This window comes from Curtobacterium flaccumfaciens (assembly GCF_004361695.1).
In the GTDB taxonomy this organism is placed as follows: domain Bacteria; phylum Actinomycetota; class Actinomycetes; order Actinomycetales; family Microbacteriaceae; genus Curtobacterium; species Curtobacterium flaccumfaciens_B.
In genome coordinates, this window is sequence record NZ_SNVW01000017.1 from 21934 (window position 1) to 47816 (window position 25883).

Consider the following 25883-nt stretch of genomic DNA (forward strand, 5'->3'; position numbering starts at 1 on the left):
TGCTGTTCGTGCTGCCGATGACGATCCTCCGCCCGGAGCGCGGGCCGGTGGGGCCCTAGGGGGCCCCGGGTGGTGAGAACCGGTTCAGATCCGACCCGAGCGCGGGAGCGTGTACAGTGGCTGTTGTCTTGATCGCTGCAAAAGAAGGGGTCCTCATGGATGTCGACGCCGACCTGCTCCGCACCGCCGGACTCCGGGTGACGACGCCGCGGCTCGCCGTCCTCCGCGCGACCGAGACGATGCCGCACGCCACGGCCGACGACATCGTGACGGCCCTGGCAACCGAGCTCCCGACCACCAGCCACCAGGCGGTGTACGGCGTCCTCGCGGCGCTCACCGGCGTCGGGCTCGTGCGCCGGATCGAGCCGGCCGGCAGCCCGGCACGCTACGAACGGCGCACCGGCGACAACCACCACCACATCGTGTGCACGATGTGCGGCGCGATCGAGGACGTCGACTGCGCGGTCGGCCACTCGCCGTGCCTCACGCCGTCCGAGACGCACGGGTTCGCCGTCACCACCGCCGAGGTCACCTACTGGGGGATCTGCGAGCGGTGCGCCGCGGCGGAGCGTGACGACGCGGAACCCGTGGCCGTGTAGCGCCACGACGCCGAGGCCGTCACGCAGCCCGGCGATGCCGAGGCCGCCACGGCGACGAGCACCGGCCCCACAGACAACCCGAGCACCCTGACCGAACCAACCGTTCCACCCAAGGAGGAACCGTGTCCGACCAGAACACGACGCCCGGCCAACCGGCCGGCATCCCCACCACGACCACGAACTCCGGCGCTCCCGTCTCGAGCGACGAGCACTCGATGGGTGTCGGGGCCGACGGCCCCCTCGCCCTGCACGACCACTACCTCGTCGAGAAGCTCGCGCAGTTCAACCGCGAGCGCGTCCCGGAGCGGGTCGTGCACGCCAAGGGCGGCGGCGCCTTCGGCACCTTCACCGTCACGCAGGACATCAGCCGGTACACCCGTGCCGCGTTCCTCCAGCCGGGCCAGACCACCGAGATGCTCGCCCGCTTCTCGAGCGTCGCCGGCGAGCAGGGCTCCCCGGACACCTGGCGCGACCCCCGTGGCTTCGCGCTGAAGTTCTACACGACCGAGGGCAACTACGACCTCGTCGGCAACAACACCCCGGTGTTCTTCATCCGCGACGGCATCAAGTTCCCCGACTTCATCCGCTCGCAGAAGCGCCTGCCGGGCTCGCACCTGCGCGACCACGACATGCAGTGGGACTTCTGGACCCTGTCGCCCGAGTCGGCGCACCAGGTCACGTGGCTCATGGGCGACCGTGGCCTGCCGGCATCGTGGCGTGAGATGGACGGCTTCGGCTCGCACACGTACCAGTGGATCAACGCCGAGGGTGAGCGCTTCTGGGTGAAGTACCACTTCATCACCGAGCAGGGCCACAAGACCCTGACGCAGGAGGACGCCGACCGCATCGCCGGCGAGGACGCGGACTTCCACATCCGTGACCTGCACGCTGCGATCGAGCGGCAGGACTTCCCGCGCTGGACCCTCAAGGTGCAGGTCATGCCCTACGAGGACGCCGCGAGCTACCGCTTCAACCCGTTCGACCTGACGAAGGTGTGGCCGCACGCGGACTACCCGCTCATCGAGGTCGGCACGATGGAGCTCAACCGCAACCCGGAGAACTACTTCGCGCAGATCGAGCAGGCAACCTTCGCCCCGTCGAACTTCGTGCCCGGCATCGCCGCGAGCCCGGACAAGATGCTCCTCGCGCGCATCTTCAGTTACGCGGACGCCCACCGCTACCGCGTCGGCACGAACCACGCGCAGCTGCCGGTGAACGCCCCGAAGAACGAGGTGCACTCGTACTCGAAGGACGGCGCGATGCGCTTCGACTTCCAGAAGTCCGAGGTCCCCGTGTACGCGCCGAACTCGCTCGGTGGTGCGCACGCCGACCCGAACGCGACCGACGACGCCCCCGGCTGGGAGTCGGACGGCGCGCTGCAGCGTTCCGCCGCGACGCTCCACCCCGAGGACGACGACTTCGGCCAGGCCGGCACGCTCGTCCGCGAGGTCCTCGACGACGCCGCCCGTGCGCGCCTGGTCGGCAACATCGCCGGGCACGTCTCGAAGGTGACCCGCGACGACCTGCGCGAGCGCGTGTTCGCCTACTGGACGAACGTCGACGCCGAGCTGGGTGCGCGCGTGCGCGCCGCGGTCGTGCCGAGCGCGCCGGGCTCGAACGAGGACCCGGAGAAGGTCGCGGTCGAGGCGTAGTCCGGTGGACGCGGGGGCGTGAGCCCCGGTCCACCACCCGACGGACGGGAGGCACGGTGCCAGCTGGCACTGTGCCTCCCGTCCGTCGTGGCGTTGCGTCTAGACCTGCTGGCCGTTCAGCCAGATCGGTCCGGTCGGCCAGTCCTCCAGTGGTTCGGCCACCGGCCGGACCATCCAGCCGCCCTGCTCCGTGTTGCTGATGCCCGCGCCCTCGGCCGTGAACGCCGAGAACGTGCCGACGACGTCGTCGAGCTCGTGCCAGCCGAGGTGTGCGTAGAACGGGATCCGGTTCTCGCCGGCGCCGAGGAACCCGAACGGCACCTGGAGTCCGTCGAGGACCGCGTGCGTCCGGGTCATGAGCTCGCGACCCACACCGGTTCCCTGCAGTCGCGGCGACACGGCGACGAGCCCCGTGTCGCCGACCAGGACGTCCCGGCCGCCGACGGTGACGAACATGCGGCGGATGCCGACGTGGGCGAGCACCACCCCGTCGGCGTCGTGCGCGAGCACCCGGCGTTCCGGTTGCATCCCGGACCAGCTCCGACCACCCACGTACCAGTGCGACCAGTCAGGAAAGGCCTGCCCCAGGAGCGCTGCGATCGCCTCGTGGTCGGGGAGCGACAGCGTGCTCTCCTCGACGACTTCCCACCGGATGTCTTCAGTCACGGGTCCATCCTGCCGGGTTCTCCCGACACGGGTTGCCCGACGCCGATCTCGTCGATACGTTAACGGTGATACATGAGTATCAACGACGAGTTGGGGAGATCGATGTCGATCAAGAACGTTCTGCTGGGTGCCACCGTGCTGGGGACCGTCGTGGCTGGAGGGATCGCGCTGGACAGTGCGACCGCGCCGGACGCGAACGCCGCATCGTGCTGGCGACAGGTCACGCAGAGCAAGGGGAAGAACGACTCCGGGTGCGGTCGTGCGCAGCACTTCAACCGGCTGAAGAGCGGCGCGATGAAGTGGGGCAACGTCGTCGGCGGGAACCAGTGGTCGTTCCAGACCGCCTGCTGGGCCAACATCGCGCAGTACGGCATGGTCCGGGCCTGACGTGCGGCGGCGGACGTGCTGGGCCTCGTCACTGCTCCTCACCGTCGTCGTCCTGAGCGGGTGTGCTGGTGCACCCGACGGGACCTCCGGTGCGGACTCGCCGGAGGCTGGCGACTACTCGGCGGCAGGGCCGTGGGCGGGGGAGTTCGCGGAGGCTGCTGCGGCGGACCTGAGCGACTACCAGTCGAGGATCATCGAGGACGGGGAGATCACCGCGGCGGAGCTCCTGGAGGCACAGGCCCGGGCGAGCGCCTGCATGGAGGACCTCGGGCACCGCTACACGACATCGGACGATGGGCGTTCGGAATCCGAGCCGCTGCCCGGGCATGAAGACGACGGCGTCGACACCGTCAACGGGTACATGGTCCGGTGTTCGGGAACCTACGACAGCACGGTGACCCAGCTGTTCAACGAGATCAGGCGGAACCCGGAGAAGCAGGACGAAGCGGAGATCAGCGTTGCCTGTCTCCGTGCTGCGGGCCTGGTCGATCGCGGGTACACGGAGCGTCGGTGGCGCGACGAGTACGACGCGGGCGTCTTCTCCTTCGACGAGTGGTCCGCGGATGCGGTGCAGTGTCGAGAAGACCCGCTCGGACTCTGGCGGGACCGCTGATGCCCTTCCCGGCGGCGGCGCTCCTGGCGCTCGGGTCCATGCTGACCGCCCTCGTCCTGACGACCGCCGCGTGCTCGGCTGGTGGATCGGAGGAACCGAAGCCGACCGTCCCGTCCGGCGGACTCGAGTCGGCCGGCCCGTGGACCGATGAGTTCCGGGCTGCCCTCGACCACGGGGTCTCTGCCTTCGAAGCCGAGATCCTCGCGGACGGTGCGGTGACGTCCGCCGAGGTGGAAGCCGCGCACGACCGCGTGGACCGGTGCCTCGCCGACTCGGGGCTCTCGATCGACTACGACCCGGACGGCGGGTTCGAGCTGGTGTCGTTGGACGAGCGTTACCCGGACGGCTTCTTCGAACGTTCCGACCCGATCCTCCGCGCCTGCGAGAAGGAGTCCGACGAGTACGTCACCTACCTGTTCGCTGAGACGAGACGGAACCCTGAACGGCGTGACGACGCGGAGATCACCGTGCCGTGCTTGATCGCGGCCGGCTTGGTGGACAACGGGTACACCGAGCAGCAGTGGCGGGACGACTCCGACGCCGACACGTTGCCGTTCGACTCCACGAGCGAGCCCGCGAGACAGTGCGATTTCGATCCGCTCGGGCTCTGGCGGGACCGCTGATGCGCTTCCCGTCGGCGGCGCTCCTGGCGCTGGGATCGATGGTGGTGGCGGCGGGGATGGCCGCCGCGCTCGTCGTCGTGCTGCCGGCCCAGCCGCCCGCGGCGCTCCGGACCGCCCTCCCGGCCACGACCGTGCGCGTGACCGAGCGGACGGACGCCGACGAGCGGCAGGTGCAGCTCGCGCTCGACACCGGCGCACCGGGTGCGGTCGTCACGACTCGGGTCGGCACGGTGACCGCGTCGTCGTGCTCCACGGGCGCGCCGCTCCGGAGCGGCTCGGGCATCGCCACGGTCGACGGACAGCCGGTGATCGCCCTGGCGACCGACGGCCCGATGTGGCGCGACCTCGAGCTCGGCGATCGCGGTGACGACGTCGAGGGGCTGCAACGCGAGCTGGGGCGACTCGGGGCCGTCCTGACCGTCGACGGGATCCTCGGGCGGGGGACGATCCGTGCCGCACACCGGTTCCTGACCGACCGGGGCGTGGTCAGCGGGAGCCTCCCGCACGACGGGGTGCCGCGCGATCCGTTCGCGTGGGTGCCGGCGGCCGAGAACGCCGTCCGGTCGTGCACGGCGGTCGTCGGGGCGCCGGTCGGGGCTGACGGGGTCCTCGTCGAGCTGCCCGCCGAGCTCCGGGGAGCGCGCATCGAGACGCTGCCCGTCGACCCGGCGCCGGGCGAACGCGTCCTCCGAATCGGGGCCGTCGACGTCCCGATCGATGCCCGTGGCGTGGTCTCGTCGGCACCGGCGCTCGCCGCCGTCGCGGCGCTGCCGGAGTACGCGGCGACCGTTGCCTCGGCCGAGGGCGTGCCGACGTTGCCCGCGACGTGGACGCTCAGCCGGCCGCGCACCGTCCAGGTGCTCCCACCGACCGCGCTCTGGGACCTCCGGAGTGGCGGAGCCTGCGTCGAACCGACATCGGGGAAGCCCCTCCGGGTCGAGGTGCTCGGGTCGGAACTCGGGCAGTCGTTCGTCCGGGCGCCGCAGGGACGGGTGCTCGACCGCGTCCGCGCCGCCCCGGACCGGTCTCGCTCGTGCCGGTGACCCTCGACGCCGTGGGGCACGCCTGGCCGAACGGCGCGGTGCTCTTCCAGGACGTCGATCGGGTCTTCGCCGAGGGGACGGTGACCGGCGTCGTCGGCCCGAGCGGCTCCGGTAAGTCGACCCTGCTGGCGATCCTGGCCGGGATGCTCCGTCCGAGCCACGGCACGGTGGTCCGGCCGGAGGGGTGTCGTCCCCTGTGGGTGTTCCAGAACCCGTACGGCGTCGCCCGGCGACGGGTCCTCGACCACGTCGCGCTGCCGTTCCTCGCGGCCGGCGCCGACCGGCGGACGGCGGACGCGCATGCGCTGGAGGTGCTCGACCGGTTCCGGCTCGGCCACCGGGCGCACGCACGGTACGCCGAGCTCTCGGGCGGTGAGGCGCAACGGCTGATGCTCGCGCGCGGCATCGCCAGCGGCCCGGACCTCATGCTCGTCGACGAGCCGACGGCGCAGCTCGACCGGGCGACCGCGGCCGAGGTCAACGATGCGATCGGTGCGCTCGCCGCGTCCGGGACGGTCGTGGTCGTCGCGACCCACGACGACGACACGCGTGACGCGTGCGGCAGCGTGCTCGACCTCGGGCGGTACCGGTGAGGCGCAACCCGCTGGGGGACGGTGGGAGACGGCGAGGGTCGGACGGACGGTCGATGGGCCTCCGCGAGGTCGCGCGCGAGGCCTGGCGGGACGTCACCTCTGGTGCCGCGTGGGCCGTCACCGGGGCAGTCGTCCTCGCTGTCCTGCTCGGTGGTGTCGTCGGGCTCCGGGCGGCGGCGGTCGCGAAGGACGTCCGGGCAGCTGCGGTGTTCGTCACGAGCGGCGCCGCGACGACGGTGCAACGTGCCGAGGGGCGGATCGACGGCCGGGTGTGCGACGCCCTCGCGGACACCGAGGGGGTCGTCGCGTCCGGAGCGCTGCGCCGCCTCGACGCCGGCACGGCCCCCGCCGCGTTGCCCGGATCGGCGGTCCCGACGTACGAGGTCACGGCCGGCGTGCTCGACGTCGTGGGGGTCACCGGCACGACGGGCGTCGCCGGCGTCGTCGTGTCGTCAGCGGTGCACGTTGCCCTCGGCGTCGATCCGGGCGATCCCCTCGTGACCCAGGACGGTCGCGGGACCGAGGTCGCGGCCGTCTACGACCACCCGGACGACGGCCGGGACCCGGACCTCGAGTACGCGCTCCTCGCCCCGACCGCCGACGACGGGCAGCCCTTCGACGCCTGCTGGCTGACGGTGTGGCCGCAGCGTGACGACACCCCGGCGATGCTCCGCAGGACCGTGCTGCCGGCGATCGGGCTCGACGGCGAGGACCGTCCGACGGTCGGGCAGTTGAACTCGCGGCTGGGGGCGGTGTTCACGCCGGCGGCCAGCGAGTCGGCGGCGGTCCCGTTCGGCGCTGCGGTGTTCTCGGGGCTCGTGGTCGGGGGAGCGGCGGTCGTGCGTCGTCGCCTCGCGTTCGCGTCGGACCTGCACGTCGGGGTCCCGCGGAGTGCACAGGTGCTCGGCGTCGTGCTGCAGCACCTGGTCTGGGGAACGGTCGGTGCCCTCGTCGCCGTGAGTGCGGCCGTGGTGCTCGTCCGGGGGCTCCCCCGCGAGGACGCCGTGCCGATCGTGCTCGAGGCGGCGGCGACGTCGGTGCTCGGACTCGTCGCGGTGCTCGTCGGCGGCGCCGTCGCTGCGGTGGCGATCCGTGAACGGTCGCTGCACCGCTACTTCCGGTCGAGGTGACCGACCGTGATTCGGGGCGCGCGACCCGAGATTCGGGGCGCGCGGCCCGAGATTCGGGCTCAGCGACAGTTCACGCGGCACCACGCGCGAGAAGTGTCGCTCAGCGCGAAACTCGGGCGGGATGGGACGGGACGGGACGGGACGGGCGGGACGGGCGGCGCCCTCGCCGCGCGTCAGCCGCGACCGGGCGCCGTCACCTCGATGCGGTTCGCCCACGGGTCCTCGAACGCGACCGTCCGGCCGTCGTCCGCCGTCTGCACCCCGGTGTCGTGCATGCGGGAGACCAGCGCCCCGAGGTCGTCCGCTCCGGGCACCTCGATCCGCACGAGCCCGAGGCCGAGCGCGAGCTGGCGGCGTCCGGCACCGCGGGAGTTCCACGTGTTCATCGCCATGTGGTGGTGGTAGCCGCCGGCGCTCACGAACAGCGCCTCGCCCCACCCCGCGGTCGTCTCGAAGCCGAGCTGGTCGACGTAGAAGGAGCGGGCGGTGTCGACGTCGCCGACGGACAGGTGCACGTGGCCGACCCGACCGGGAGCGGCGGCGACTCCGTCGAGCGCATCGGCGGTCAGGTTCTCCCGCAGGAACTCGTTCGGGTCGACGTAGATGGTCGCCATGTCGACCATGCCGTGCGTCCACGACCACTCGGTCCGGTCGCGGTCCCAGTACAGTTCGACGCCGTTGCCCTCGGGATCGGTGAAGTAGAACGCGTTGCTGACGAGGTGGTCGGCACTGCCGGTGAACGTCTGCGGGAACTTCGTCGCGACGGAGTACAGGGCGGCGGCGAGGTCGGCCTTCGTGTCGAACAGGATCGCGGTGTGGAACAGGCCGGCCTCGTGCGGGGCGGCGTGCTGCATCGCCGGCGCGTGCTCGAGGATGACGATCGGGACGGCGACGCCGGACGGCGACGGACGTCCGAGCACGGCGGTGCCGCCCGCGTTCGAGAACAGCGACAGACCGACGCCGTCGCGGTAGTACCCGATCATCCGGTCGAGGTCCGCGACCCGGAGGGTGACGGCGCCCATGCCGGTGTCGGCGGCGAGGAGGTCCTGCGTGTGCATGTGACCAGTGTGCGCCGAAATGGTTGACGCGTCAACCAAATGGTCGCAGCGCCAGCGTCGGGCATGCGACAACGCCGATGTCGTACGACGTCGGTCATGACGCACGCCAGCGCGCGCAACAGTTGTACGCGCGCGGGTACGACACAGCGGTCGTCGTACGACATCGGCGATGTCGTTCCGAGTCCGCGCCCCCGGTCGCCGAGCGTGCGCCGTCGCAACACGACGACGGGACACGAGTCCGCGCCGCCGGTCGCCGAGCGCGCGCCGTCGCAACGCGGCGACGGGACACGAGTCCGCGCCCCCGGTCGCCGAGCGCGCGCCGTCGCAACACGACGACGGGACACGTGCGCGCGGACGCCTACTTCGCGCTGAACCCGCCGTCCGACTTCAGCAACTGCCCGTTCACCCAGCCGCCGTCCGGCCCGCAGAGGAACCCGACGAGCGCCGCCGTGTCGCTCGGCATCGACGTCCGCCCGCCCGGGGTCTGCGCGATCGCCGACTGCCGGATCTCCTCGGTCATCCACCCGGTGTCGTTCGGCCCCGGGTTGACGAGGTTCGCGCTGACGTGGACGTCCGCGAGCTCCTGCGCCGCCCCGACGATCAGCCGGTCGAGCGCGCCCTTGCTCGTGCCGTAGGGCAGGTTGAACGCGACGTGGTCGCTCGTGAGCGCGATCACCCGGCGGCGGTCCTCGGGAGCGGGCGCGCCCTCGCGCAGCCGGCGCGCGTACGCCTGCACGACGAGGAACGGTGCGCGGACGTTGACGGCCATGTGCCGGTCGAACGACTCGAGGGTCGTGGTGGCGAAGTCCGAGTCCACCGATTCGCAGTGCGACAGCACGACGGCGGTCACCGGGGCGCCCGCCTCGGTCTCGGCGCGGCCCACGAGCGCGGCCGCCTGTTCCGGGTCGGCCAGGTCGACCGGGAGGCGCGTCACGCGTGCACCCGCGTGCTCGCACTCGGCGACGACGGCGTCGACGCCTTCCGGATCGGCGGCACCGTGCACGCGGGCGTCGTACGGGCCCCACCACGAGATGGCCAGGTCCCAGCCGTCGGTCGCCAGCCGCAGCGCGAGCGCCGCGCCGATCCCGGCTCGTCGACCGACACCGGTCACCAGGGCGAGGGGTCTGTGGGACATGGGTCGCGCCTCCAGTCTGTCCGTCGCAACGGTGCGCCGGCGCACCCAGCTTGGCATCGCACCCGGTGTCCTGTCGGCGCAGCCGCGCCGCCCGGGGCCAAGATGGGTGGATGCCACGCTCACGACGTCTGCCGGACCGGCCGCGCGACGGGCGCGGTGGCCGTCCGGACCCCGCGACCTTCCCACTCGACCAGGTGCGCGACCGGATGTCGTCGTACATCTACGGCAACATCACGGTGCTCGCCGTGGCCATCGCGGTGAACCCCGACCAGATCCACCACGGGGCGGCGGTCCTCACGGTGCTCGCGACGGCGGTCCTGACGTACCTCGCGCACGTGCTGTCGCACCTCGTGGCACACGGTCTCGGCGCCGACGAGACGTCCGACGACGCCCGGCGCGAGTCGGTGGCGACCATCGTGCGGAACGCGAACCCGATCGCGACGTCCGGACTCATCCCCGCGGTGCTCTACACGGCGGCGTGGATCGGCTGGTTGCCGGCGGAGTGGGCGCAGATCGCGGCGACGGTGATCCTGGTCGTCCGCATCGGGATGGTCGGCGTGTTCATGCAGCGGTTCAGCGGGAAGCGGCCGACGTTCCTCGGGTTGTGGGGCGGCATCGTGCTCGCGGCGGTCGCGTTCGTCATCGGGTTCGTCAAGGTGGTGCTCACGCATTGAGCGTGCGGAAGGCGCCCGCGCACGGCGGTGACGCGTCGAGCCGCCCGGGGTGGAAGTTCCTCCGCGACGTCGCGATCATCGTGGTCGCTGCGGTGCTGGCGTCGTTCCTGGTGAAGGCGTACCTGGTCCGGTCCTTCTACATCCCCTCGGCGTCGATGGAGAACACCCTCCTGATCGGCGACCGGGTGCTCGTGAACGAACTCGTGCCCGGGGTCGTGCCGGTGCAGCGCGGGGACGTGGTGGTCTTCCAGGACCCGGGCGGCTGGCTCACCGCGGGACAGGGCGACGACTTGATCAAGCGGGTGATCGGGATGCCCGGCGACACCGTGTCGTGCTGCGACGCGCAGGGCCGGCTCTCGGTGAACGGGCACCCGGTCGACGAGTCGTACGTGGTGCTCGCACCGGGGTCGGACCGCGTCTCGTCCGAGGACTTCTCTGTCACCGTCCCGGCCGGGCGGCTCTGGGTGATGGGGGACAACCGGTACGACTCCGCGGACTCGCGGGTGCACGGCACCGTCCCGGTGGCGGACGTCGTCGGGCGCGCGTTCCTGACGACCTGGCCCGTGTCGCGGTGGACGGTGCTGTCGCGGCACGGCGACGTGTGGGACGGTGTCCCCGACCCGTCGTCGACCGGAGGCACACCGTGACGTCACCCGAACCGACCTCCGTGTACGAGACCGGCGGCGACGATCAGGTCGCACTGCGCCGCATCCGCACCGAGGGACGGCAGACCGGCACGATCGGTCCGCGTCCGGACCACGTGGTGTTCGTCCTCGCCGACGGGCACGCCGTGCTCACCGACGACGACGGCACCGTGTGGCAGGTGCCGGTCGGGCGGCCGATGATGCTCTCCGCGCCGGTGGCGTACGCGTTCGACACCGATGCGACCGCGATGACGCTGCTGCACGTCGCGCCCTCCGCCCTCGGTGACGCGGACGAACCGTCGGTCTTCGTCCAGCCCGAGCCCGACGACCCGGGGGTGGCGCCGCTCCTCGCCCTGCTGCGCGAGGTGGCCGACCGGATCCTCGACCCGACGCTGGACGACGTCGAGCGCACCGCCCTGAACCGGCGGGTGGCGACGGTGGTCCTGTCGACGTTCACCCGGTCGCGCTCGGACGTCGAGCACCGGCTGCGGCGGGCGATCCGGTTCGTGCACGACCACGCGGGCGAGCCGATCGAGGTCGCGGACATCGCCGTGGGCGCGGGGCTCAGCGAGCGGGGGCTGCAGGACCTCTTCCGGCGGCGGCTCGCCGTGTCGCCGATGCGCTACCTGCGCGAGGTCCGGCTCGACCGCGTGCACCTCGAGCTGACCGCGCCGTGGGGTGGCATCCGCACCGTGCGGGACGTCGCGCACCGGTGGCAGTTCGCGCACCTCGGACGCTTCGCGGCGCACTACCGGCAGCGGTTCGGAGAGGGCCCGAACGAGTCGATGCGCCGGAGTGGCCGCACGGTCGACTGACCCACGAGAGAACGGTGGTTCTCTTCCGTGCGGTTTCCGGCTATCCTGCATCCGTGGACGAGCGACGATCCGAGCTGGGGCAGTACCTCCGCGCGCGTCGGGCGCTGGTCCAGCCCGAGCAGGTCGGACTCCCTCGCGATCCGGGGCGCCGCGTCGACGGACTCCGGCGGGAAGAGGTCGCCCGGATCGCCGGCATCAGCGCCGAGTACTACCTGCGACTCGAGCGCGGCCGCGACCACCAGCCGTCGGACCAGGTGCTCGCCGCCCTCGCCCGCGCACTGCTGCTCGACGCCGAGGCCGCCGGGTACATGCGCCGGCTGGCCCACGCCGAGCGGGTCCGCGAACCGGGAGCCGCGCCTCCCGGGATCGACGACTCCGTCCGGTCGCTGCTCGCGCAGTGGGCGCACACCCCGGCGTTCGTGATGGACCGCAACCAGGACATCATCCTGTCGAACGCCCTCGCGAGCGCCCTCGGGCCCGGCTACATGGAACCCGGGGCGAACCTCGTCCTGCAGATCTTCACGTACGCGTCGCGGGAGCACGCCGTCGACTGGCACGGCACGGCACACCGCGTCGTCGCGGCCCTGCGGCTGCACGCCGACCCCGAGGACCCGCGGCTGCAGGAGATCGTCGGCACCCTGACCCTGCAGGACCCCGACTTCCCGGCGATCTGGGCGCGCCACGACGTCGCGGAGCAGCGGACCGGACTCTCACGCCACTGGATCGACCCGATCGGCTGGGTCGAGTTCCGCTGGCAGAACCTCGCGATCCCCGGGAGCAGCCACGTGCTCGTCACCTTCTGGGTGGACCCCGGCACCCCGGAGGCGGCCGCGGTCGCGTACCTGGCCGCCCAGGTGCAGCAGCGGACGAACCGGCGCACCCCGGTCGAGGGCGAGCAGACCGCGGGCTAGGACTCGGGCTCGCCCCGGAGCAGGTCCCGCAGCGCCTCGAGCCCGTGGGCGGACGCCTCGTCGACCGGCACCCACACCACCAGGACGTGCTCGTGGTCGTCCGGTCGGCGCAGCTGCTCCCACCGCAGGACCACGCGCCCCACGAGCGGGTTCTCGAACGTCGTCAGCCCCCGGCGGGCCGGCTCGTCGCCCCCGGCCGCCCACTCCGAGGCGAACGCCGGACTCCGGGCCATCAGTTCGCCGACGAGCTCCCGGAAGCGGGGGTCCTCGTCGTGCTGCTCGAGCGAGTCCCGGAGCATCGCGGCCGTGCGGTGCGCCGAGTCCTCCCAGTCGTCGGCGGACTCCTCGACGTACGGGTTGAGGAAGGTGAAGCGCGCCAGGTTCGTGCCGACGGTCAGCGACGCCGACACCGACCCGGCGATCCGGTTCGCAGCGACCACATCGAGGTGCCGGTCGAGGACGACGACCGGCTCGGCCAGTGCGTCGACGAACTCCTGCACCGACTCCGTCGTCGGCCCGTCTCCGTGCTCCATCCGGCCACGGTACCGGCGGACCCCCGGGCGGAGGGGGACCCCGCCAGGACCCCGAACGTCGGGCCGGGTGCCCGCGCCGCGGATCGAGGTGGCGGTCACCCCACCGAGACCGGCGGAGCGGCGGGTCCCAGCCGATCCGCACGTCCGCCGGCGCGACGTGACGGGGAACGGCAGGGCCAGGACCGCGGTGCCCGATCGGCCCTAGCGTGACGACGCCGGGCGCCGCGCCCGCCGCTGGCCGGACGACTCGCCCGGCCCTGCCCGCCACGTTCCACGCACACAGGGAGTGCAACCATGACGACACCGACGATCATCCTCGTGCACGGCGCCTTCGCCGACGCCGCCAGCTGGGCCCCGGTCACCCGGGAGCTCCTCGACCGCGGCCACACCGTCATCGTGCCGCCGGTCTACAACCGCAGCCTCGCCGAGGACGCCGCCTCGGTCCGCGCCGTCGCCGAGCACGTCGACGGTCCCGTGGTCCTCGCAGGCCACTCCTACGGCGGTGCGGTGATCACCGTCGCGGGTGCCGCGGAGAACGTCGTCGGCCTCGTCTACGTCGCCGGCTACGTCCTCGACGAGGGCGAGAGCCTCGGCCAGCTGCAGGGCGGCTTCCCGGATTCCGACCTCGCTGCGAACCTCGTCTACACGCCCTACCCGGTCGCGGGTGCCGAGGACGGCACCGACGTCTCCGTCGTGGTCGACGCGTTCCCGGCGGTCTTCGCCGCCGGTGTCGACCCCCGGGTCGCCGAGGTGCTCGCGGTCTCGCAGCGACCGCTCTCCGGTGCCGCGTTCGGTGAGCCCGCCTCGGTCGCCGCGTGGAAGACGACGCCGGCCTGGGCGATTGTCTCCAGCGAGGACCACACCATCAACCCCGACGTCGAGCGCTTCGGCTACACCCGCGCGGGCATCGCGGACGTGACCGAGCTGCCCGCGCCGCACCTCGTCATGCAGACCCACCCGAAGGACATCGCCGACGTCATCGAGCGGGCCGTCGCGGCAACGAGCAGCACCGACGCGACCGCCTGACGCGCGGGCCTGACACGACCACGGCCGGGAGGCGCGGTGCGCGTCCGACGCGCACCGCGCCTCCCGGCCGGCCACCGTTCCACCCCCGTGAGGCGACCTCCCGGGGCGGTCAGCAGCCCGTCGTGGTCAGCAGCCCGTCGTCGTCAGGGTGACCGTCGCGACCTCGCCGTTCGACACGGTCGTCTTCTGCGGGCACAGGTCCGCCGCGCGGACCGTGACCTCGCCGAGCGGGACGCCGGCGAAGTCCGCCGTGCCGCCGGGGAACACCCGCTGGTGCTCGGACAGCTTGCCGGTGGACGCGAAGACCTTGACCTCGTAGGGGTGGTCCGCCGCGTTGGCCGACACCGTGACCGAGACCTGCCCGGTCGAGTCGTGGGCGCCGCAGCCGGCGAGGGTCAGCGCGGCGGCGACACCGAGGACGAGCACGGGGACGACACGACGGAGCACACCGCCAAGGCTACGCCGTGCTCACGCCGTCCCGAGCAGCCAGCCGTTGTCCGCCGCGACCCGCAGGGCCTCCGTCGCGTTGCGCGCCGCGGTCTTCCCGATCGCCGACGACAGGTGGTTCCGCACGGTGCCCTCGGAGAGGTGCAGCGTGCCGGCGACCCCGGCCACGGTCGGCGCCGTCCGGAACGCGATGAGGACGTCGGTCTCCCGCGGGGTGAGCGGGGACGGCCCGGCGGCGAGGGACTCGGCGGCCAGCACGGGGTCGACGACGCGGAAGCCACCGGCCACCCGGCGGACGGCGTCGGCGAGCTGTTCGGCGGGGGTGTCCTTCACGACGAAGCCGGCGGCACCGGCTTCGAGGGCACGGCGGAGGTACCCCGGGCGGCCGAACGTCGTGACGATGAGGGACCGGCACGTCGGCAGTTCGCGGGCCAGGGTCGCGGCCGCGGTGAGGCCGTCGGCCCCGGGCATCTCGACGTCGAGCAGGGCCACGGCGGCACCGGAGGCCCGTGCGGCGTCGAGCACCTCGTCGCCGCGTGCGACCTGGGCGACCACCTCGATGTCCCGTTCGAGCGACAGCAGCGAGGCGAGGGCGCCGCGGACGAGCGCCTGGTCGTCGGCGAGCAGGACCCGGATCGTGTCGGTCATCGAGGACTCCTCTCGACCTGGAGCAGGAAGCCGCCGAGGTCGCTCGTGCCGGTGGTGAGGGTCGCTCCGACGGCGTCGGCGCGTTCCCGGAGGCCGCGGAGCCCGTTGCCGCCGGTGACGTCGAACGCCCCGCCGGCCCCCGCGCCGGCCCGCGCTCCGGTCGCCGCGGTCGCCGCCGCTCCGGTCGCCGCCGTCGAACCGGTCCCGTCGTCCTCGATCGTCAGCCGGGTCCTGGTCAGGGTCACCCGGACCCGGCTGGCCGCCGCGTGCCGGATCACGTTGGTGACGCCCTCGCGCAGGACCCAGGCGAACAGGCTGCGGACCTCGTCGCCGGCTGCGGAGCCGTCGGCGGGGAGCACCGCGTCGATCCCGGCGGCCGAGAGCGCCGAGCGGGCCGAGACGAGTTCGGCGTCGAGGTCCGCCTCGCGGTAGCCGCTGACCGCTCGGCGGAGCCCCTGCAGGGCGTCGCGGGAGAGCCGTTCGACGTCCTGCATCTCGGCCTTCGCACGCGCCGGGTCGACGTCGACCAGCCGTGCGGCGAGCTCCGACTTCATCGCGACGACGGTGAGCGAGTGGCCCAGCACGTCGTGCAGGTCGCGGGAGAACCGTGCGCGCTCCTCGACGACGGCCAGCCGGGTGATCTCGTCCTGCGCGAACCCCAGCCGCTGCTCGGCCTCGCGCTGCCGGCCGAAGAACAGCATCGACGCGCCCACGGACACGGTGATGACCGGCGCGAAGAGGATGCCGCTGTTCACCGCGGTGTCCCAGCCGGTGCTCGCGGCGACGAGGAACTGCGCGCCGACGATGCCGAGCACCACCACGCCGGCCACCCAGAACCGTTCGGCGACGAACCCGGAGAGTGCAGCGACGAGCAGCCACGTCCACACCGCGAGCGGCCCGACCACGAGCAGCAGGAGTCCGGCCAGCAGTGCGACGCCCGCGAGGACGACCACCCTGCCCCGGAGGCTCCGACGCCACATCAGCTCCGGCGCGAACAGGTACGCCGCGTAGACGACGGCGAGCGCGATGGAGGACACCACGTGTGCGCGGAGGCTCCGGCCGTCGGTCCACACGGCGATGACCTCGAGCACCTGCCAGAGGAGCGCGAAGACCGCGCCGGCGTACCAGCGGCGGCGGCCGACGCGGATGTCGTCGTCGCTCGCCTCCGGTGGGACGGCCCACGGGAACGAACGCGGGGCGGGCCGGGAGGCGCGGGGTGCGTCGACCGCGCCCCGCGCCTCCGTCGTGCTGGTCGCCTCGGACATCGGTGCCAGCGTAGGGCCGTCGGCCCCCGTCGCGCGGTCGGGCATCGTCGTGCCGTCGGTCACTGTCGCGCGGCGTCGCGGCGGTAGCGCCACACGATCACCGCGGACAGCAGGAGCGCCCACCCCGCGAGCACCATCGCGGGTTCGAGCATGCCGGCCTCACCGGTCGCCCCGGCACCCATCTGCCCGATGCGGTTCAGCCAGTACGACGGCAGCAGGTGGGCGACGGAGCCCATCCAATCCGGCATCACGCTCAGCGGGACCCAGAGCCCGCCGAGGATCGCCAGGCCCATGAACACGACCATGAACAGCGGCTGCGCGAACGACGGCTTGGCGAACTGCCCGATCAGGATCGCGATGAGGGCGAACGGGACCACCCCGCACCAGATCCCGAACGCCGCGGCGAGCCAATGTCCGGCGTCGAGCGAGGCGTGCAGACCGACGACCGCGACGAGCACGGTGATGGCGATCGACATCGCGGCGAAGGCCATCGCGGCGATCACCTTCGACACCATGAACCCCCACCCGGACAACGGCGTGACGCGGAGCTGCCGGTTCCAGCCGATCGAGCGCTCGTTGACGATCGCGAACGCCTGGCTCAGCGCGGCCATCATGGCGCCGTACGAGGCCATCTGCAGCGTCGTGACGACGAGGTACTGCAGGCGTGTCGTCGGGTCCAGCTGCCCGCCGAACGCCGAGCCGAACACGAGCAGCATGACCACGGGGACGGCGAAGGTGAACACCATCGCGCGGACGTTCCGGAGCTGCCGCTTCGTCTCGAGGTACACGTACCGGATCGGCAGACGGCCGGCTGTCGTGACGGTGCTCATGCGAGGACTCCTTCGGGGGCGGTGCCCGCGCCAGCGGTGGCGGGGTCGGCGGTGAGGGCGAGGAACGCGTCGTCCATGGTCGAGGCGACCACCTGGATGTCGTACGCCTGCGGGAACGCGGTGAGCAGGGCCCTGAGCGTGTCGTCGCTGCGGTCGGAACGGAGCGTGACGGAGTCGTGTCGAGCCTCCAGGCCGCCCACGACGCCCGGCAGACCGCGCAACGCGACGTGTGCGTCGGTGCCCACCCCGGAGAACCGGACGGTGCGGGTGGCGGTGATCGCCTTGATCTCGGCGGGGGAGCCGTCGGCGACGATCCGACCGGCCCGCATGATGACGATGCGGTCCGCGAAGGTGTCGGCCTCGTCGAGGTAGTGCGTCGCGAACACGACCGTGCGCCCCGCATCGGTGAACTCCCGCATCGACGACCAGAACGTGTGCCGGGCCTCGACGTCCATCGCGGCCGTCGGCTCGTCGAGCACCAGCAGGTCCGGGTCCGACACCACCGCGACCGCGAACCGTGCCCGCTGCAGCTGTCCGCCGGACAGCTTGTTCACCCGGCGTCCGGCGATCTCGGTACAGCGCGCCCGTCGCAGGGCCTCGTCGACCGGCATCGGACGGCGGTGGGCGGCCGCGACGAGGGCCACGGCGTCGCGGACGGTCGTGTCGGGCAGCAGCGCGCCGCCCTGCAGCATCGCGCCGACCCGTCCGGCGACGACCGCGGCGCGGGGTTCCGCGCCGAAGAGCAGGGCCTCGCCGTCGGTCGGCGTGGAGAGGCCGAGCGCGAGGTCGACCGTCGTGGTCTTGCCCGCGCCGTTCGGGCCGAGGAGGGCGACGACCTCGCCCGGACGGATCGTCAGGTCGACGCCGTCGACCGCGGCCACGGCGCCGAAGCGCTTGCGGAGGCCGCGGAGCTGGATGACCGGTGTGTCGTTCATGGTGACCACCCTCGTGCCGGGCGGGCCAGCGGGCCCCGGCCGGACGTCACGATCCGACCGTGACATCTGTCACGGCGTGGGGTGTGAGCGCGTCCTCCGGACTGGGGACGTCGACTGTCCGGTAGGCGCGTTAGCGTGGACGCATGCACTCCGACCCCGTCGTCTCCGACCGCCCCACGACGGATGCCGTCCGGCGGGCGGCGCTCCTCGCGGCGCTCGACGTGGTCGAGGGCGGGGCCGAGGAACGGTTCGACCGGATCACCCGCATCGCGCGCGAGGCATTCGGGGTGAGCGGCTCGTTCCTCAACCTGGCCGGGTTCGACACGATCACGATCAAGTCCCAGCAGAGCGCGGACGCCTTCGGGCCCACGATCCCGCTGCAGGACACCTTCTGCGGCCGGACCCTGGGGGTCGAGGGGCCGGTGGTCGTCCCCGACGCGCGCGCCGACGTCCGCTACTCCGACATGCCGATGGTCGTCGGCGACCCGAACGTCCGCTTCTACGCCGGCGTTCCCCTCCGGGCCGGCGACGACGACCTCAAGGTCGGCACGCTCTGCCTCATCGACCCCACCCCGCGCACCCTCGAGCCGGACGACCTCGCACTGCTCGAGGAGCTCGGCGTCTGGGCCGAACGCGAACTCGCCGCCGGCGCCGACGAGGACCGCCTCCGCTCGGTGCTCACCGGCCTGCAGCCCTCAGCGGTGGCACTGCCCGGCTACCGCATCGGTGGCACGTCCGTCCCGCACGGCGTCGTCTCCGGTGACTTCCACGACTGGCACGTCGACGGGGACACCCTCGTGGTGACGGTCGCCGACGTGATGGGCAAGGGCATGTCCGCCGGACTCCTCGCCGCGACGATCCGCGGCGCACTGCTCGCCCGCGGCTCCGAGCCGACCGACCGTGCCGTCGCCGCCCTCGAGGCCCAGGTCGGACCCGACCTCAACCGCGCCGAGTCGTTCGCCACGATGTTCCACGGACGCCTGACCCCCGCGACCGGCCGGATGGAGTTCACCGACGCCGGACACGGCCTGGCGATCCAGCTGCACGCCGACGGCACCGAGACCGTCCTGCGTTCCTACGACCTGCCGATCGGGTTGCACCCGGTCGGGGCCGACCGTGTCACGGGCACGCTCGAGCTCGAACCGGGCGACGTCCTCGTGCTCGTCAGTGACGGCGCGCTCGAGCTGTGGGACTCCACGCTCGCGTCGCTGGGCGCGCTCGGGGCGATGTGGCGTGATGCTCCGGAGATCGACACGTTCCTCGGTCGGGTGCGTGCCCGTACGGTGACGCACGACCCGGGGGACGACCTGACGGTCGTCGTGGTCGCGCGCGACTGACGCGCGCGGGCTCGGGCTTCCGCGGGTCGCGCCACCCGCGGGTCGGCCGCTCGTCCGCTCGGCCGCTCGGCCGCCGTCCGCCCGTCCGCCCGAGAGCGCACGAAACGTCGTGCTCGGCGTCGCGGGGCGACACTTCGTGCCACCTGGGCGAACGCGAGTGGCGCGTCGCGCCCGCTCGGCGGGCGGCGCGGCGCGGCGCGGGCTGCGCTAGGCGCCGAGGCGCTCGATGAGCTCGCGGTAGCGCTCGGCCGTCCGGGTGACGATCGCCTCGGGCAGCACCGGTGGCGTGCCCTGCCGGTCCCAGTGCGCACTGAGCCAGTCGCGGACGATCTGCTTGTCGAAGGACTCGGTGCGGTTCCCCGACCGGGCGTCCCAGTAGCGGCTGGAGTCGCTCGTCAGGACCTCGTCCGCGATGCGGATCTGCCCCGAGGCGTCCCGCCCGAACTCGAACTTCGTGTCCGCGATGACGACCCCGCGCTCGAGCGCGATCGCCGCGGCCTCGGAGTAGACCCGCAGGGACAGGTCGCGGAGCTGCACGGCGACGTCCTCACCGACCAGGTCGACCGTCTGCTCGTACGAGATGTTCTCGTCGTGCTCGCCCTGCGGCGCCTTGTACGCCGGCGTGTAGATCGGCTCGGGCAGCCGGTCGCCGTTCTCGAGCCCCTCGGGGAGTGCGACTCCGCAGACGCTGCCGGACTCCTGGTACTCCGCCCACCCGCTGCCGACGAGGTACCCGCGGACGACGCACTCGACCGGGAACATCTCGAGCGGCATCACGTGCATGGACCGCGACGCGACGGACTCGGGCACCGGGGTGCCGCCGGCCGACGGTGCGATGAGGTGGTTCGGGACGTCAGCGAGGCGCGTGAACCAGAACCGGGACAGCCGGGTGAGGAGCTCGCCCTTGCCGGGGATCGGCGGTTCGAGCGCGAAGTCGTAGGCGCTGACACGGTCGGACGCGACGAGCAGGAGTTCCGAGGCGCTGGCGACGTCGGCAGTGCCCTCGGGCACGTAGAGCTCGCGGACCTTGCCGGAGGAGACGTGCCGCCAGCCGTCGAGCACGGGCGCCGCGCTCACCGGACGACCTTCGCGGCGATGTCGGTGCGGAACTGGCCGCCCTCGAGCGTGATGTCCCCGAGGCCGGCGTACGCGCGGTCCCGGGCCTCGGCGAAGTCGGCGCCGGTCGCGACGACGCTCAGCACCCGGCCGCCGGTCGCGACGAGCTCGCCGTCGAGGACCCCGGTCGCGGCGTGCGCCACCGAGACGCCCTCGCGCGCGTTGGCGTCGTCGATGCCGGTGATGATGCGACCCGTCTTCGGGTTCTCCGGGTAGCCCTCGCTCGCCAGGACGACCGTGACGGCTGCCTCGTCGCGGAACTCCGGCGTCGGGACGGCAGCGAGCTGCCCGGTCGCGGCGGCGAGCATGAGCGCGCTCAGCGGCGTCGCCAGGCGGGGGAGGACGACCTGGGTCTCCGGGTCGCCGAAGCGGGCGTTGAACTCGATGACCCGCACGCCCTGCTCGGTGACGATGAGGCCGCAGTAGAGCAGCCCGACGAAGGGCGTGCCCTCGTGCTCGAGCCGACGGACGGTGGGGAGGGCGACCAGGTCGGTGACCTCGTCGACGAAGGCGCGTTCGGACGGCCAGCGGTCGGCGAGCCAGGGCAGCGGCGAGTAGGCGCCCATGCCGCCGGTGTTCGGTCCGACGTCGCCGTCGCCGAGGCGCTTGTAGTCCTGCGCCGGGCTGAGCGGGCGGACGTCGTGTCCGTCGCTCAGGAAGAACAGCGAGACCTCTTCACCGTCGAGGAACTCCTCGACCACGACGTGCCCGTGCTGCAGCCAGTAGGTGGCGTGGTCGACGGCGGCCTGCCGGTCCTCGGTCACGAGGACGCCCTTGCCGGCCGCGAGCCCGTCGGCCTTCACGACGTACGGAGCGCCGAGCTCGTCGATGGCGGCGACGGCTTCCTCTGCCGTGCCGGCGTACACCGGGCGCCCGGTGGGGACGCCTGCCTCGGACATGATGCGCTTCGCGAACGCCTTCGAGCCCTCGAGCTGCGCGGCGGCCTTGCTCGGGCCGAACACCGGGATGCCCCGGGTGCGGACGGGGTCGGCAACGCCGGCGATGAGCGGGGCCTCGGGGCCGACGACCACCAGCTCGACGCCGTTCTCGAGCGCGTACTCGGCGACGAGCGCACCGTTCGTGGGGTCGAGGGAGACCGTCTCGACGTCGGCGGCGATGCCGGCGTTGCCGGGCGCCACCGTGATGACGTGCCCTGCCTGTTCAGCGAGGAGGGCCGTGATGATCGCGTGCTCGCGGGCACCGGAACCGAGGACGAGGATTCGCACCCGATCACCCTACCGATGACGACTCGCCCGTTGCGATGCGACGGCTAGCCTGTGGACATGCCACCGCGGAGGATCGAGGACGCCGAGGGACGTGCGGCGCTGGCCGCCGTGCAGCAGGGGACGACGGCGCGGCCGACTCTGGCGACGGCCGTCCGCTGGACGCTGCAGCGGCTCGCCGATGCGGTCCCGGGGAACAGCGTCGAGGTGCGGGTCCCGCCGTTCGCGGCGGTGCAGGCCGTGCCCGGCCCGCGGCACACCCGCGGCACCCCGCCGAACGTGGTCGAGACGGACGCGACGACGTGGCTCGCGCTCGCCACCGGTCAGCTGCGCTGGGACGAGGCGATGGCGCAGGCACGGGTCAGTGCGTCCGGATCGCGTGCGGACCTGACGGAGTTCCTGCCGGTGCGGCTCGACGACTGACGTCGGTGCGGCTCGACGACCGACGATCGTTAGGCGTCCTACCGGAATTAGGTAACACCTACTGATGTGACGTCACCGACCCGCGACGTAGCGTAGGAGACGACGGCCCTCAACGACGCAGGTCGGAGAAGCCGCCGGGATTCGGACCCGACCCGAACGGGTCCGAACCCGGCGACAGGGACAAAGGTACGCGATATCCGACACACCGTGTCAACCGTTCCGGCGAGTCGTGCTGCATTCCGCAACGAACCTGCGTGATCGAGGACCGATCGTCCGACAAGCGCACGGCCAGGGACGACGAGCGCACGGCCACGGACGACGAGTGCACTGCCAGCAACGACGAGCGCAGGGCCACGGGCACCCGTCGGGCTCAGAGCAGTTCGCTCAACTGCGTCCGCGCGTGCAGGTCCCACTTCGTGAACACCCGGGACAGGTGCGCGTCGATCGTCCGCACGCTGAGCCCGAGCGTCTCCGCGATCCGCCGGTTGCTCAGCCCCTTCGCCGCCAGGGACGCCACCTCGTACTCGCGGTTCGTCAGCGGCGTCTTCGTCCGGCCCGCCGTCACCGACATGCCGTGCGACGCCAGGACACCCTGCGCCGCGATCGTCCGGGTGCGGTCGCCGGCCCGGACCGCCTCGGCGTACTCCACGATCGCGCCGGCGAGCGGTCCGTCCACGCGCTCGGCGGCGGCGCGCATCCGGTCGAGGGACGCGGCGGCGTCCCGCCCGCTCAGCATGTCGTTCGTGTAGTGCAGGGTCTCCGCGTACATCACCGGGGTCCACGAGCCGGCGGCCGTCGACCGCTCGATGATCTCGTCGGCGTGCCGGAGCCCCGCCGGGTTGCCGAGCACCGCCTCGGTCCAGGCGATCGTCACCGCGACCTGCTCTCCGGTGATCCGCATCGCCCGCAGCGGGGTCGAGCGGGCACGTTCGAGCGCCGCGCTCGCCGCCTCGGTCCGGCCGGCGTACGCGTGGGACATCGCGAGCCGTGCCCACGGGTACGCCGCGAAGCCGCCGTGGTCGGCGACGTCGTAGCGCTCGCACGCCGCCGAGAACGCGGCGACGGCGTCGTCCCACCGGCGCTGCGCGATCGCGAGGTTGCCGTCGCCGATGAGCTCGAGCGTGAAGTCGTACTTCAGGTACGGGTTCGACCGACGGACCGGTACCTCGGTGATGAGGTCGGCGATGTCGCCGCGCCAGACCTGCAGCTGGTGCATGACCGAGACGATCTCACCGACGCTCCACGGTGCGTCCTCGAGGTGTTCGACGGCGGTCGCGAGGCACCGCTTGCCGAAGGCCGCGGCGTCGTCGAGCCGTCCGGCCGTGGCGAGCCCCATGACCGCGCACGGCGCCAGGCAGAGGAAGGCGAACGGGACGGTCGGGGCGTGCACGATGCCGGAGCGCTCGAGCTCGTCGCGGACCTCCGCGAACTGTCCGCCCCAGCCGAGGTGGGCGAGCCGGAGCAGGCGGAGGCGTTCGGCGGCCGGAGCGGACACGAACCGTGCGGCGTGCTCGGTGAGCGCCACGGCGGCCGCGGTGTCGTCGTCGTGGAACTGCCGGATGTTCGCCAGCGTCTCGCACGCCTCGATCACCGCCGTGTCGTCGACCTCGTCCGGCGCCGAACGGACCACGGCCCACGCGGCCTCGGCGTCCGACCGACCGGCCTCGCGCCCGGTGCTGTACGAGTGCGCGAGCGACCGCAGGCAGTGCGCTGCGACGCGTTCGGTCGGGGTGAGCGTCGTCCGGATGGCCGCCGACGCCAGGGCGATCGCGCTCTCGTGCTCCTGCAGCCGGACCGCGACCTGGGTGGCGTCGAGGAGCTGCTCGACGCGCGGCAGCACGCCGCACTCGAGCGACCAGAGGGCGGCACGGAGTCGTGCGGCCGGCGGGGCGCCCTCGGGTCGGTCGGTCCGGAAGGCGTTGGCCCGGGCGAACAGGGCCGTCCGGCGGGCGACTGGCACGAGGGCGCGGACGACCTCGCCCACGAGCGGGTGCGACGGGCGGACGACCGCGGTGCCGTCCTCGAGCGAGTCGATCCGGACGAGTCCGAGTGCGACCACCCGGTCGACGTCCCCGCCGGTCACCAGCCCGAGCAGCCGAGGGAGCGGGATCGGGTCGGCCAGGGCGACGATGTCGACGACGTCGCGCAGGTCCTCCGGCAGCGCACCGAGCTCGGTCCGGTACATGTCGGCCAGGCTGCTCGACGCCGTGACGCGCCCGCGCCAGTACCAGCCGGACGCGGTCTGCTCGAGTGCGCCGGACGCCAGCGCGGCCCGGACCACCTCGCGCACGTAGAGCGGATTGCCGGCGGTCGCACGGTGCACGCGCTCCGCCGAGGCGGTCTCGAGCTGCGCGCCGAGCGCCTCGGCGATGAGCGACGACGTCTCGTGCAGGGACAGCGGTGCGAGGTCGATCCGTTCGAGCAGGTCGTCCTGCCAGAGCGAGCGGAGCGGTTCGGACAGCGCGGCGAAGTCGCGGCAGGTGAGCACGAGCCGCGCACCCTGCTCGCGCACGAGCCACGCGACGTAGCGGGCCGAGATCGCGTCGAGGTGGTCGGCGTCGTCCACGCGGAGTAGGACGTCGCGGTCGGCGAGGTCCTCGGTCGCGCGGAGGCGCTGCTCGGCCCGACCCCCGCCGACGAGTTCGGCGAGGGACGCCGGCAGTTCGCCGAAGCGCTCCGCGACGGCGCCGAAGGGCATCGACCGGCTCGCGGCGACGGCGGTGATCGGCACGACCAGCGTGCGGCCGGAGGTGTCGCGTCCGGCGACCCGGTCGGTCACGCGGGCGGCCGCGGAGCTCTTGCCGATGCCCGGTGCGCCGACGAGGGCGACGCTCCAGCGGTGTTCGGCGACCACCGCGACGGCCCGGTCCTCTTCCCGGCGCTGCAGGATCGGCCACGCCACCCGAGCGGGGACACGAGCACCACGGGCACTGCGTTCTCGCATGCGCGTCACTCCTCCCACTGGGATACCGACCGGTCTGGAACCATCCTCTCCTGGATCGGGCCCCTCGTGCAGGCCGGAGCACGTCCCACAGTGGGGGACAATGGAGAGGTGAGCGACACCGACCGACCCGACGAACGACCGGCCCCGGCGCCGAACGCCGTCTCCTCCTCCGACGAGGTCACGATCCGCCGTGCCCCGAAGTTCGGCGTGTTCATCGTGGGCGGCGCGGTGCTCGGCTTCATCGCGACGCTCATCGTGGTGTCGGCGACCATGAACATCGACCGCGGCGACCAGCAGGAGACCGCGAGCTTCGGCAGCCTGGTGGGGTACTTCAGCCTCTGGGGCGTCACCATCGGCGCCTTCGTCGGCGCCGTCGTCGCCGTCGTGCTCGACCGGGTCTTCGCACGACGTGCCGCCCGCCTCACGGCGGAGCGCGTCGAGGTCGAGCTCCCGCCCGAGACGGTGGACGGCGAGATCGAGGACCACGGCGACCAGCGGCCGTAGCCGCGACCCCGTGACGGCCTGGAGGCGCGGTGCCAGTGGACTGGTCCCCGGTTCTTGGACTGATTAGTCGGTTCGAGATCCGGGGATGGTTCGTGTGGGTGGTACCGCG

At 72.7% G+C, this 25883-nt stretch carries 28 protein-coding genes; 16 read left to right on the forward strand and 12 right to left on the reverse strand.

Going from position 1 to position 25883, the window contains the following annotated elements:
- The first annotated feature begins 155 nt into the window (after positions 1-155).
- Entirely contained in the window at positions 156-599 is a 444-nt protein-coding gene (locus EDF64_RS17305) for a Fur family transcriptional regulator (RefSeq protein ID WP_133521202.1), read from the forward strand.
- 122 nt (positions 600-721) lie between these two features.
- Complete coding sequence (locus EDF64_RS17310; protein ID WP_166645799.1) at positions 722-2251, forward strand: catalase; 1530 nt, start codon at positions 722-724, stop codon at positions 2249-2251.
- Positions 2252-2350: 99 nt separating this feature from the next.
- Here EDF64_RS17310 and EDF64_RS18345 read toward each other — a convergent pair whose 3' ends face one another.
- A complete protein-coding gene (locus EDF64_RS18345; protein WP_166645800.1) occupies positions 2351-2917 on the reverse strand; it encodes a GNAT family N-acetyltransferase in 567 nt (188 codons plus the stop codon).
- 102 nt (positions 2918-3019) lie between these two features.
- Here EDF64_RS18345 and EDF64_RS18350 point away from each other — a divergent pair, with 102 nt between their 5' ends.
- From EDF64_RS18350 to EDF64_RS17340, 6 genes are read left to right on the forward strand one after another with little or no spacing between them, the layout of a single operon-like run.
- Entirely contained in the window at positions 3020-3304 is a 285-nt protein-coding gene (locus tag EDF64_RS18350) for a hypothetical protein (protein ID WP_166645801.1), read from the forward strand.
- Between the two features lies 1 nt (position 3305).
- The gene (locus tag EDF64_RS18355) at positions 3306-3917 is read left to right on the forward strand and encodes a hypothetical protein (protein WP_166645802.1); all 612 of its coding nucleotides are present in this window, start codon (positions 3306-3308) and stop codon (positions 3915-3917) included.
- Positions 3917-4540 (forward strand): hypothetical protein, encoded by a 624-nt coding sequence (locus EDF64_RS17325; RefSeq protein ID WP_133521205.1) that lies wholly within the window; start codon positions 3917-3919, stop codon positions 4538-4540. Before EDF64_RS18355 ends, EDF64_RS17325 begins: the two co-directional genes overlap by 1 nt.
- On the forward strand, positions 4540-5583 hold the full coding sequence (locus EDF64_RS17330; protein WP_133521206.1) for a peptidoglycan-binding domain-containing protein: 1044 nt from the start codon (positions 4540-4542) through the stop codon (positions 5581-5583). Before EDF64_RS17325 ends, EDF64_RS17330 begins: the two co-directional genes overlap by 1 nt.
- Positions 5580-6176 (forward strand): ATP-binding cassette domain-containing protein, encoded by a 597-nt coding sequence (locus EDF64_RS17335; protein ID WP_243736446.1) that lies wholly within the window; start codon positions 5580-5582, stop codon positions 6174-6176. Before EDF64_RS17330 ends, EDF64_RS17335 begins: the two co-directional genes overlap by 4 nt.
- A gap of 53 nt (positions 6177-6229) precedes the next feature.
- The gene (locus tag EDF64_RS17340) at positions 6230-7306 is read left to right on the forward strand and encodes a hypothetical protein (RefSeq protein ID WP_133521208.1); all 1077 of its coding nucleotides are present in this window, start codon (positions 6230-6232) and stop codon (positions 7304-7306) included.
- Positions 7307-7479: 173 nt separating this feature from the next.
- Here EDF64_RS17340 and EDF64_RS17345 read toward each other — a convergent pair whose 3' ends face one another.
- On the reverse strand, positions 7480-8364 hold the full coding sequence (locus EDF64_RS17345; protein WP_133521209.1) for a VOC family protein: 885 nt from the start codon (positions 8362-8364) through the stop codon (positions 7480-7482).
- Between the two features lie 358 nt (positions 8365-8722).
- Positions 8723-9499 (reverse strand): SDR family oxidoreductase, encoded by a 777-nt coding sequence (locus EDF64_RS17350; protein WP_133521210.1) that lies wholly within the window; start codon positions 9497-9499, stop codon positions 8723-8725.
- A 110-nt stretch (positions 9500-9609) separates the two neighbouring features.
- Between EDF64_RS17350 and EDF64_RS18545 the strand changes: the two genes are divergently transcribed.
- Genes EDF64_RS18545 through EDF64_RS17365 form a run of 4 tightly spaced genes read left to right on the forward strand, consistent with a single transcriptional unit; the run spans position 9610 to position 12543 of the window.
- Positions 9610-10173: a hypothetical protein gene (locus EDF64_RS18545; protein WP_243736447.1), complete on the forward strand. Its 564-nt coding sequence runs from the start codon at positions 9610-9612 to the stop codon at positions 10171-10173.
- 2 nt (positions 10174-10175) lie between these two features.
- On the forward strand, positions 10176-10820 hold the full coding sequence (gene lepB / locus EDF64_RS18550) for a signal peptidase I (protein WP_243736448.1): 645 nt from the start codon (positions 10176-10178) through the stop codon (positions 10818-10820).
- Complete coding sequence (locus tag EDF64_RS17360; RefSeq protein ID WP_133521212.1) at positions 10817-11632, forward strand: helix-turn-helix transcriptional regulator; 816 nt, start codon at positions 10817-10819, stop codon at positions 11630-11632. Before lepB ends, EDF64_RS17360 begins: the two co-directional genes overlap by 4 nt.
- 53 nt (positions 11633-11685) lie before the next feature.
- Complete coding sequence (locus tag EDF64_RS17365; protein WP_166645803.1) at positions 11686-12543, forward strand: helix-turn-helix domain-containing protein; 858 nt, start codon at positions 11686-11688, stop codon at positions 12541-12543.
- Here the strand turns inward: EDF64_RS17365 and EDF64_RS17370 are convergent.
- On the reverse strand, positions 12540-13076 hold the full coding sequence (locus tag EDF64_RS17370) for a hypothetical protein (protein WP_133521214.1): 537 nt from the start codon (positions 13074-13076) through the stop codon (positions 12540-12542). The genes EDF64_RS17365 and EDF64_RS17370 overlap by 4 nt on opposite strands.
- Before the next feature lie 294 nt (positions 13077-13370).
- Here EDF64_RS17370 and EDF64_RS17375 point away from each other — a divergent pair, with 294 nt between their 5' ends.
- A complete protein-coding gene (locus EDF64_RS17375) occupies positions 13371-14102 on the forward strand; it encodes an alpha/beta fold hydrolase (RefSeq protein ID WP_133521215.1) in 732 nt (243 codons plus the stop codon).
- 126 nt (positions 14103-14228) lie between these two features.
- Here EDF64_RS17375 and EDF64_RS17380 read toward each other — a convergent pair whose 3' ends face one another.
- Genes EDF64_RS17380 through EDF64_RS17400 form a run of 5 tightly spaced genes read right to left on the reverse strand, consistent with a single transcriptional unit; the run spans position 14229 to position 18227 of the window.
- Positions 14229-14549, reverse strand: coding sequence for a hypothetical protein (locus EDF64_RS17380; RefSeq protein ID WP_133521216.1), 321 nt, complete (start codon positions 14547-14549; stop codon positions 14229-14231).
- Positions 14550-14570: 21 nt separating this feature from the next.
- Positions 14571-15197, reverse strand: coding sequence for a response regulator transcription factor (locus tag EDF64_RS17385; RefSeq protein ID WP_133521217.1), 627 nt, complete (start codon positions 15195-15197; stop codon positions 14571-14573).
- On the reverse strand, positions 15194-16462 hold the full coding sequence (locus EDF64_RS17390) for a sensor histidine kinase (protein ID WP_166645804.1): 1269 nt from the start codon (positions 16460-16462) through the stop codon (positions 15194-15196). The genes EDF64_RS17385 and EDF64_RS17390 overlap by 4 nt, the downstream gene beginning before the upstream one ends.
- A 59-nt stretch (positions 16463-16521) precedes the next feature.
- Positions 16522-17292, reverse strand: a complete 771-nt coding sequence (locus EDF64_RS17395) for an ABC transporter permease (protein ID WP_208108941.1) — start codon at positions 17290-17292, stop codon at positions 16522-16524.
- Positions 17289-18227 (reverse strand): ABC transporter ATP-binding protein, encoded by a 939-nt coding sequence (locus EDF64_RS17400; protein WP_133521219.1) that lies wholly within the window; start codon positions 18225-18227, stop codon positions 17289-17291. The genes EDF64_RS17395 and EDF64_RS17400 overlap by 4 nt, the downstream gene beginning before the upstream one ends.
- Before the next feature lie 143 nt (positions 18228-18370).
- Between EDF64_RS17400 and EDF64_RS17405 the strand changes: the two genes are divergently transcribed.
- Positions 18371-19564: a PP2C family protein-serine/threonine phosphatase gene (locus EDF64_RS17405; RefSeq protein WP_133521220.1), complete on the forward strand. Its 1194-nt coding sequence runs from the start codon at positions 18371-18373 to the stop codon at positions 19562-19564.
- A gap of 207 nt (positions 19565-19771) precedes the next feature.
- On the opposite strand, the gene EDF64_RS17410 is transcribed toward EDF64_RS17405, so the two are convergent.
- Together EDF64_RS17410 and purD are read right to left on the reverse strand one after the other, a co-directional pair.
- Positions 19772-20641, reverse strand: a complete 870-nt coding sequence (locus EDF64_RS17410; protein WP_133521221.1) for a phosphoribosylaminoimidazolesuccinocarboxamide synthase — start codon at positions 20639-20641, stop codon at positions 19772-19774.
- Positions 20638-21906: a phosphoribosylamine--glycine ligase gene (gene purD, locus EDF64_RS17415; RefSeq protein ID WP_133521222.1), complete on the reverse strand. Its 1269-nt coding sequence runs from the start codon at positions 21904-21906 to the stop codon at positions 20638-20640. Before purD ends, EDF64_RS17410 begins: the two co-directional genes overlap by 4 nt.
- A 57-nt stretch (positions 21907-21963) precedes the next feature.
- Between purD and EDF64_RS17420 the strand changes: the two genes are divergently transcribed.
- Positions 21964-22326 carry a sterol carrier family protein gene (locus tag EDF64_RS17420; protein ID WP_133521223.1) on the forward strand — a complete coding sequence of 121 codons (363 nt, stop codon included), beginning with the start codon at positions 21964-21966 and terminating at the stop codon, positions 22324-22326.
- A 370-nt stretch (positions 22327-22696) separates the two neighbouring features.
- Here EDF64_RS17420 and EDF64_RS17425 read toward each other — a convergent pair whose 3' ends face one another.
- The gene (locus EDF64_RS17425) at positions 22697-25270 is read right to left on the reverse strand and encodes a helix-turn-helix transcriptional regulator (RefSeq protein ID WP_133521224.1); all 2574 of its coding nucleotides are present in this window, start codon (positions 25268-25270) and stop codon (positions 22697-22699) included.
- A gap of 108 nt (positions 25271-25378) precedes the next feature.
- On the opposite strand from EDF64_RS17425, the gene EDF64_RS17430 reads away from it, so the two are divergent.
- Positions 25379-25774 (forward strand): hypothetical protein, encoded by a 396-nt coding sequence (locus EDF64_RS17430; protein WP_133521225.1) that lies wholly within the window; start codon positions 25379-25381, stop codon positions 25772-25774.
- The last annotated feature ends 109 nt before the right edge of the window (positions 25775-25883 follow it).

What these genes read in the sequence shown, in the direction of transcription:
- EDF64_RS17305 (WP_133521202.1), top strand. Translation starts at nt 156, where the DNA reads ATGGATGTCGACGCCGACCTGCTCCGCACCGCCGGACTCCGGGTGACG.
- EDF64_RS17385 (WP_133521217.1), bottom strand. Translation starts at nt 15,197, where the DNA reads ATGACCGACACGATCCGGGTCCTGCTCGCCGACGACCAGGCGCTCGTC.
- EDF64_RS17330 (WP_133521206.1), top strand. Translation starts at nt 4,540, where the DNA reads ATGCGCTTCCCGTCGGCGGCGCTCCTGGCGCTGGGATCGATGGTGGTG.
- EDF64_RS18545 (WP_243736447.1), top strand. Translation starts at nt 9,610, where the DNA reads ATGCCACGCTCACGACGTCTGCCGGACCGGCCGCGCGACGGGCGCGGT.
- EDF64_RS17325 (WP_133521205.1), top strand. Translation starts at nt 3,917, where the DNA reads ATGCCCTTCCCGGCGGCGGCGCTCCTGGCGCTCGGGTCCATGCTGACC.
- EDF64_RS18350 (WP_166645801.1), top strand. Translation starts at nt 3,020, where the DNA reads ATGTCGATCAAGAACGTTCTGCTGGGTGCCACCGTGCTGGGGACCGTC.
- EDF64_RS17340 (WP_133521208.1), top strand. Translation starts at nt 6,230, where the DNA reads ATGGGCCTCCGCGAGGTCGCGCGCGAGGCCTGGCGGGACGTCACCTCT.
- EDF64_RS17350 (WP_133521210.1), bottom strand. Translation starts at nt 9,499, where the DNA reads ATGTCCCACAGACCCCTCGCCCTGGTGACCGGTGTCGGTCGACGAGCC.
- EDF64_RS17420 (WP_133521223.1), top strand. Translation starts at nt 21,964, where the DNA reads ATGCCACCGCGGAGGATCGAGGACGCCGAGGGACGTGCGGCGCTGGCC.
- EDF64_RS17390 (WP_166645804.1), bottom strand. Translation starts at nt 16,462, where the DNA reads ATGTCCGAGGCGACCAGCACGACGGAGGCGCGGGGCGCGGTCGACGCA.
- EDF64_RS17375 (WP_133521215.1), top strand. Translation starts at nt 13,371, where the DNA reads ATGACGACACCGACGATCATCCTCGTGCACGGCGCCTTCGCCGACGCC.
- EDF64_RS17395 (WP_208108941.1), bottom strand. Translation starts at nt 17,292, where the DNA reads ATGAGCACCGTCACGACAGCCGGCCGTCTGCCGATCCGGTACGTGTAC.
- EDF64_RS17345 (WP_133521209.1), bottom strand. Translation starts at nt 8,364, where the DNA reads ATGCACACGCAGGACCTCCTCGCCGCCGACACCGGCATGGGCGCCGTC.
- EDF64_RS17370 (WP_133521214.1), bottom strand. Translation starts at nt 13,076, where the DNA reads ATGGAGCACGGAGACGGGCCGACGACGGAGTCGGTGCAGGAGTTCGTC.
- EDF64_RS17425 (WP_133521224.1), bottom strand. Translation starts at nt 25,270, where the DNA reads ATGCGAGAACGCAGTGCCCGTGGTGCTCGTGTCCCCGCTCGGGTGGCG.
- EDF64_RS17400 (WP_133521219.1), bottom strand. Translation starts at nt 18,227, where the DNA reads ATGAACGACACACCGGTCATCCAGCTCCGCGGCCTCCGCAAGCGCTTC.
- EDF64_RS17405 (WP_133521220.1), top strand. Translation starts at nt 18,371, where the DNA reads ATGCACTCCGACCCCGTCGTCTCCGACCGCCCCACGACGGATGCCGTC.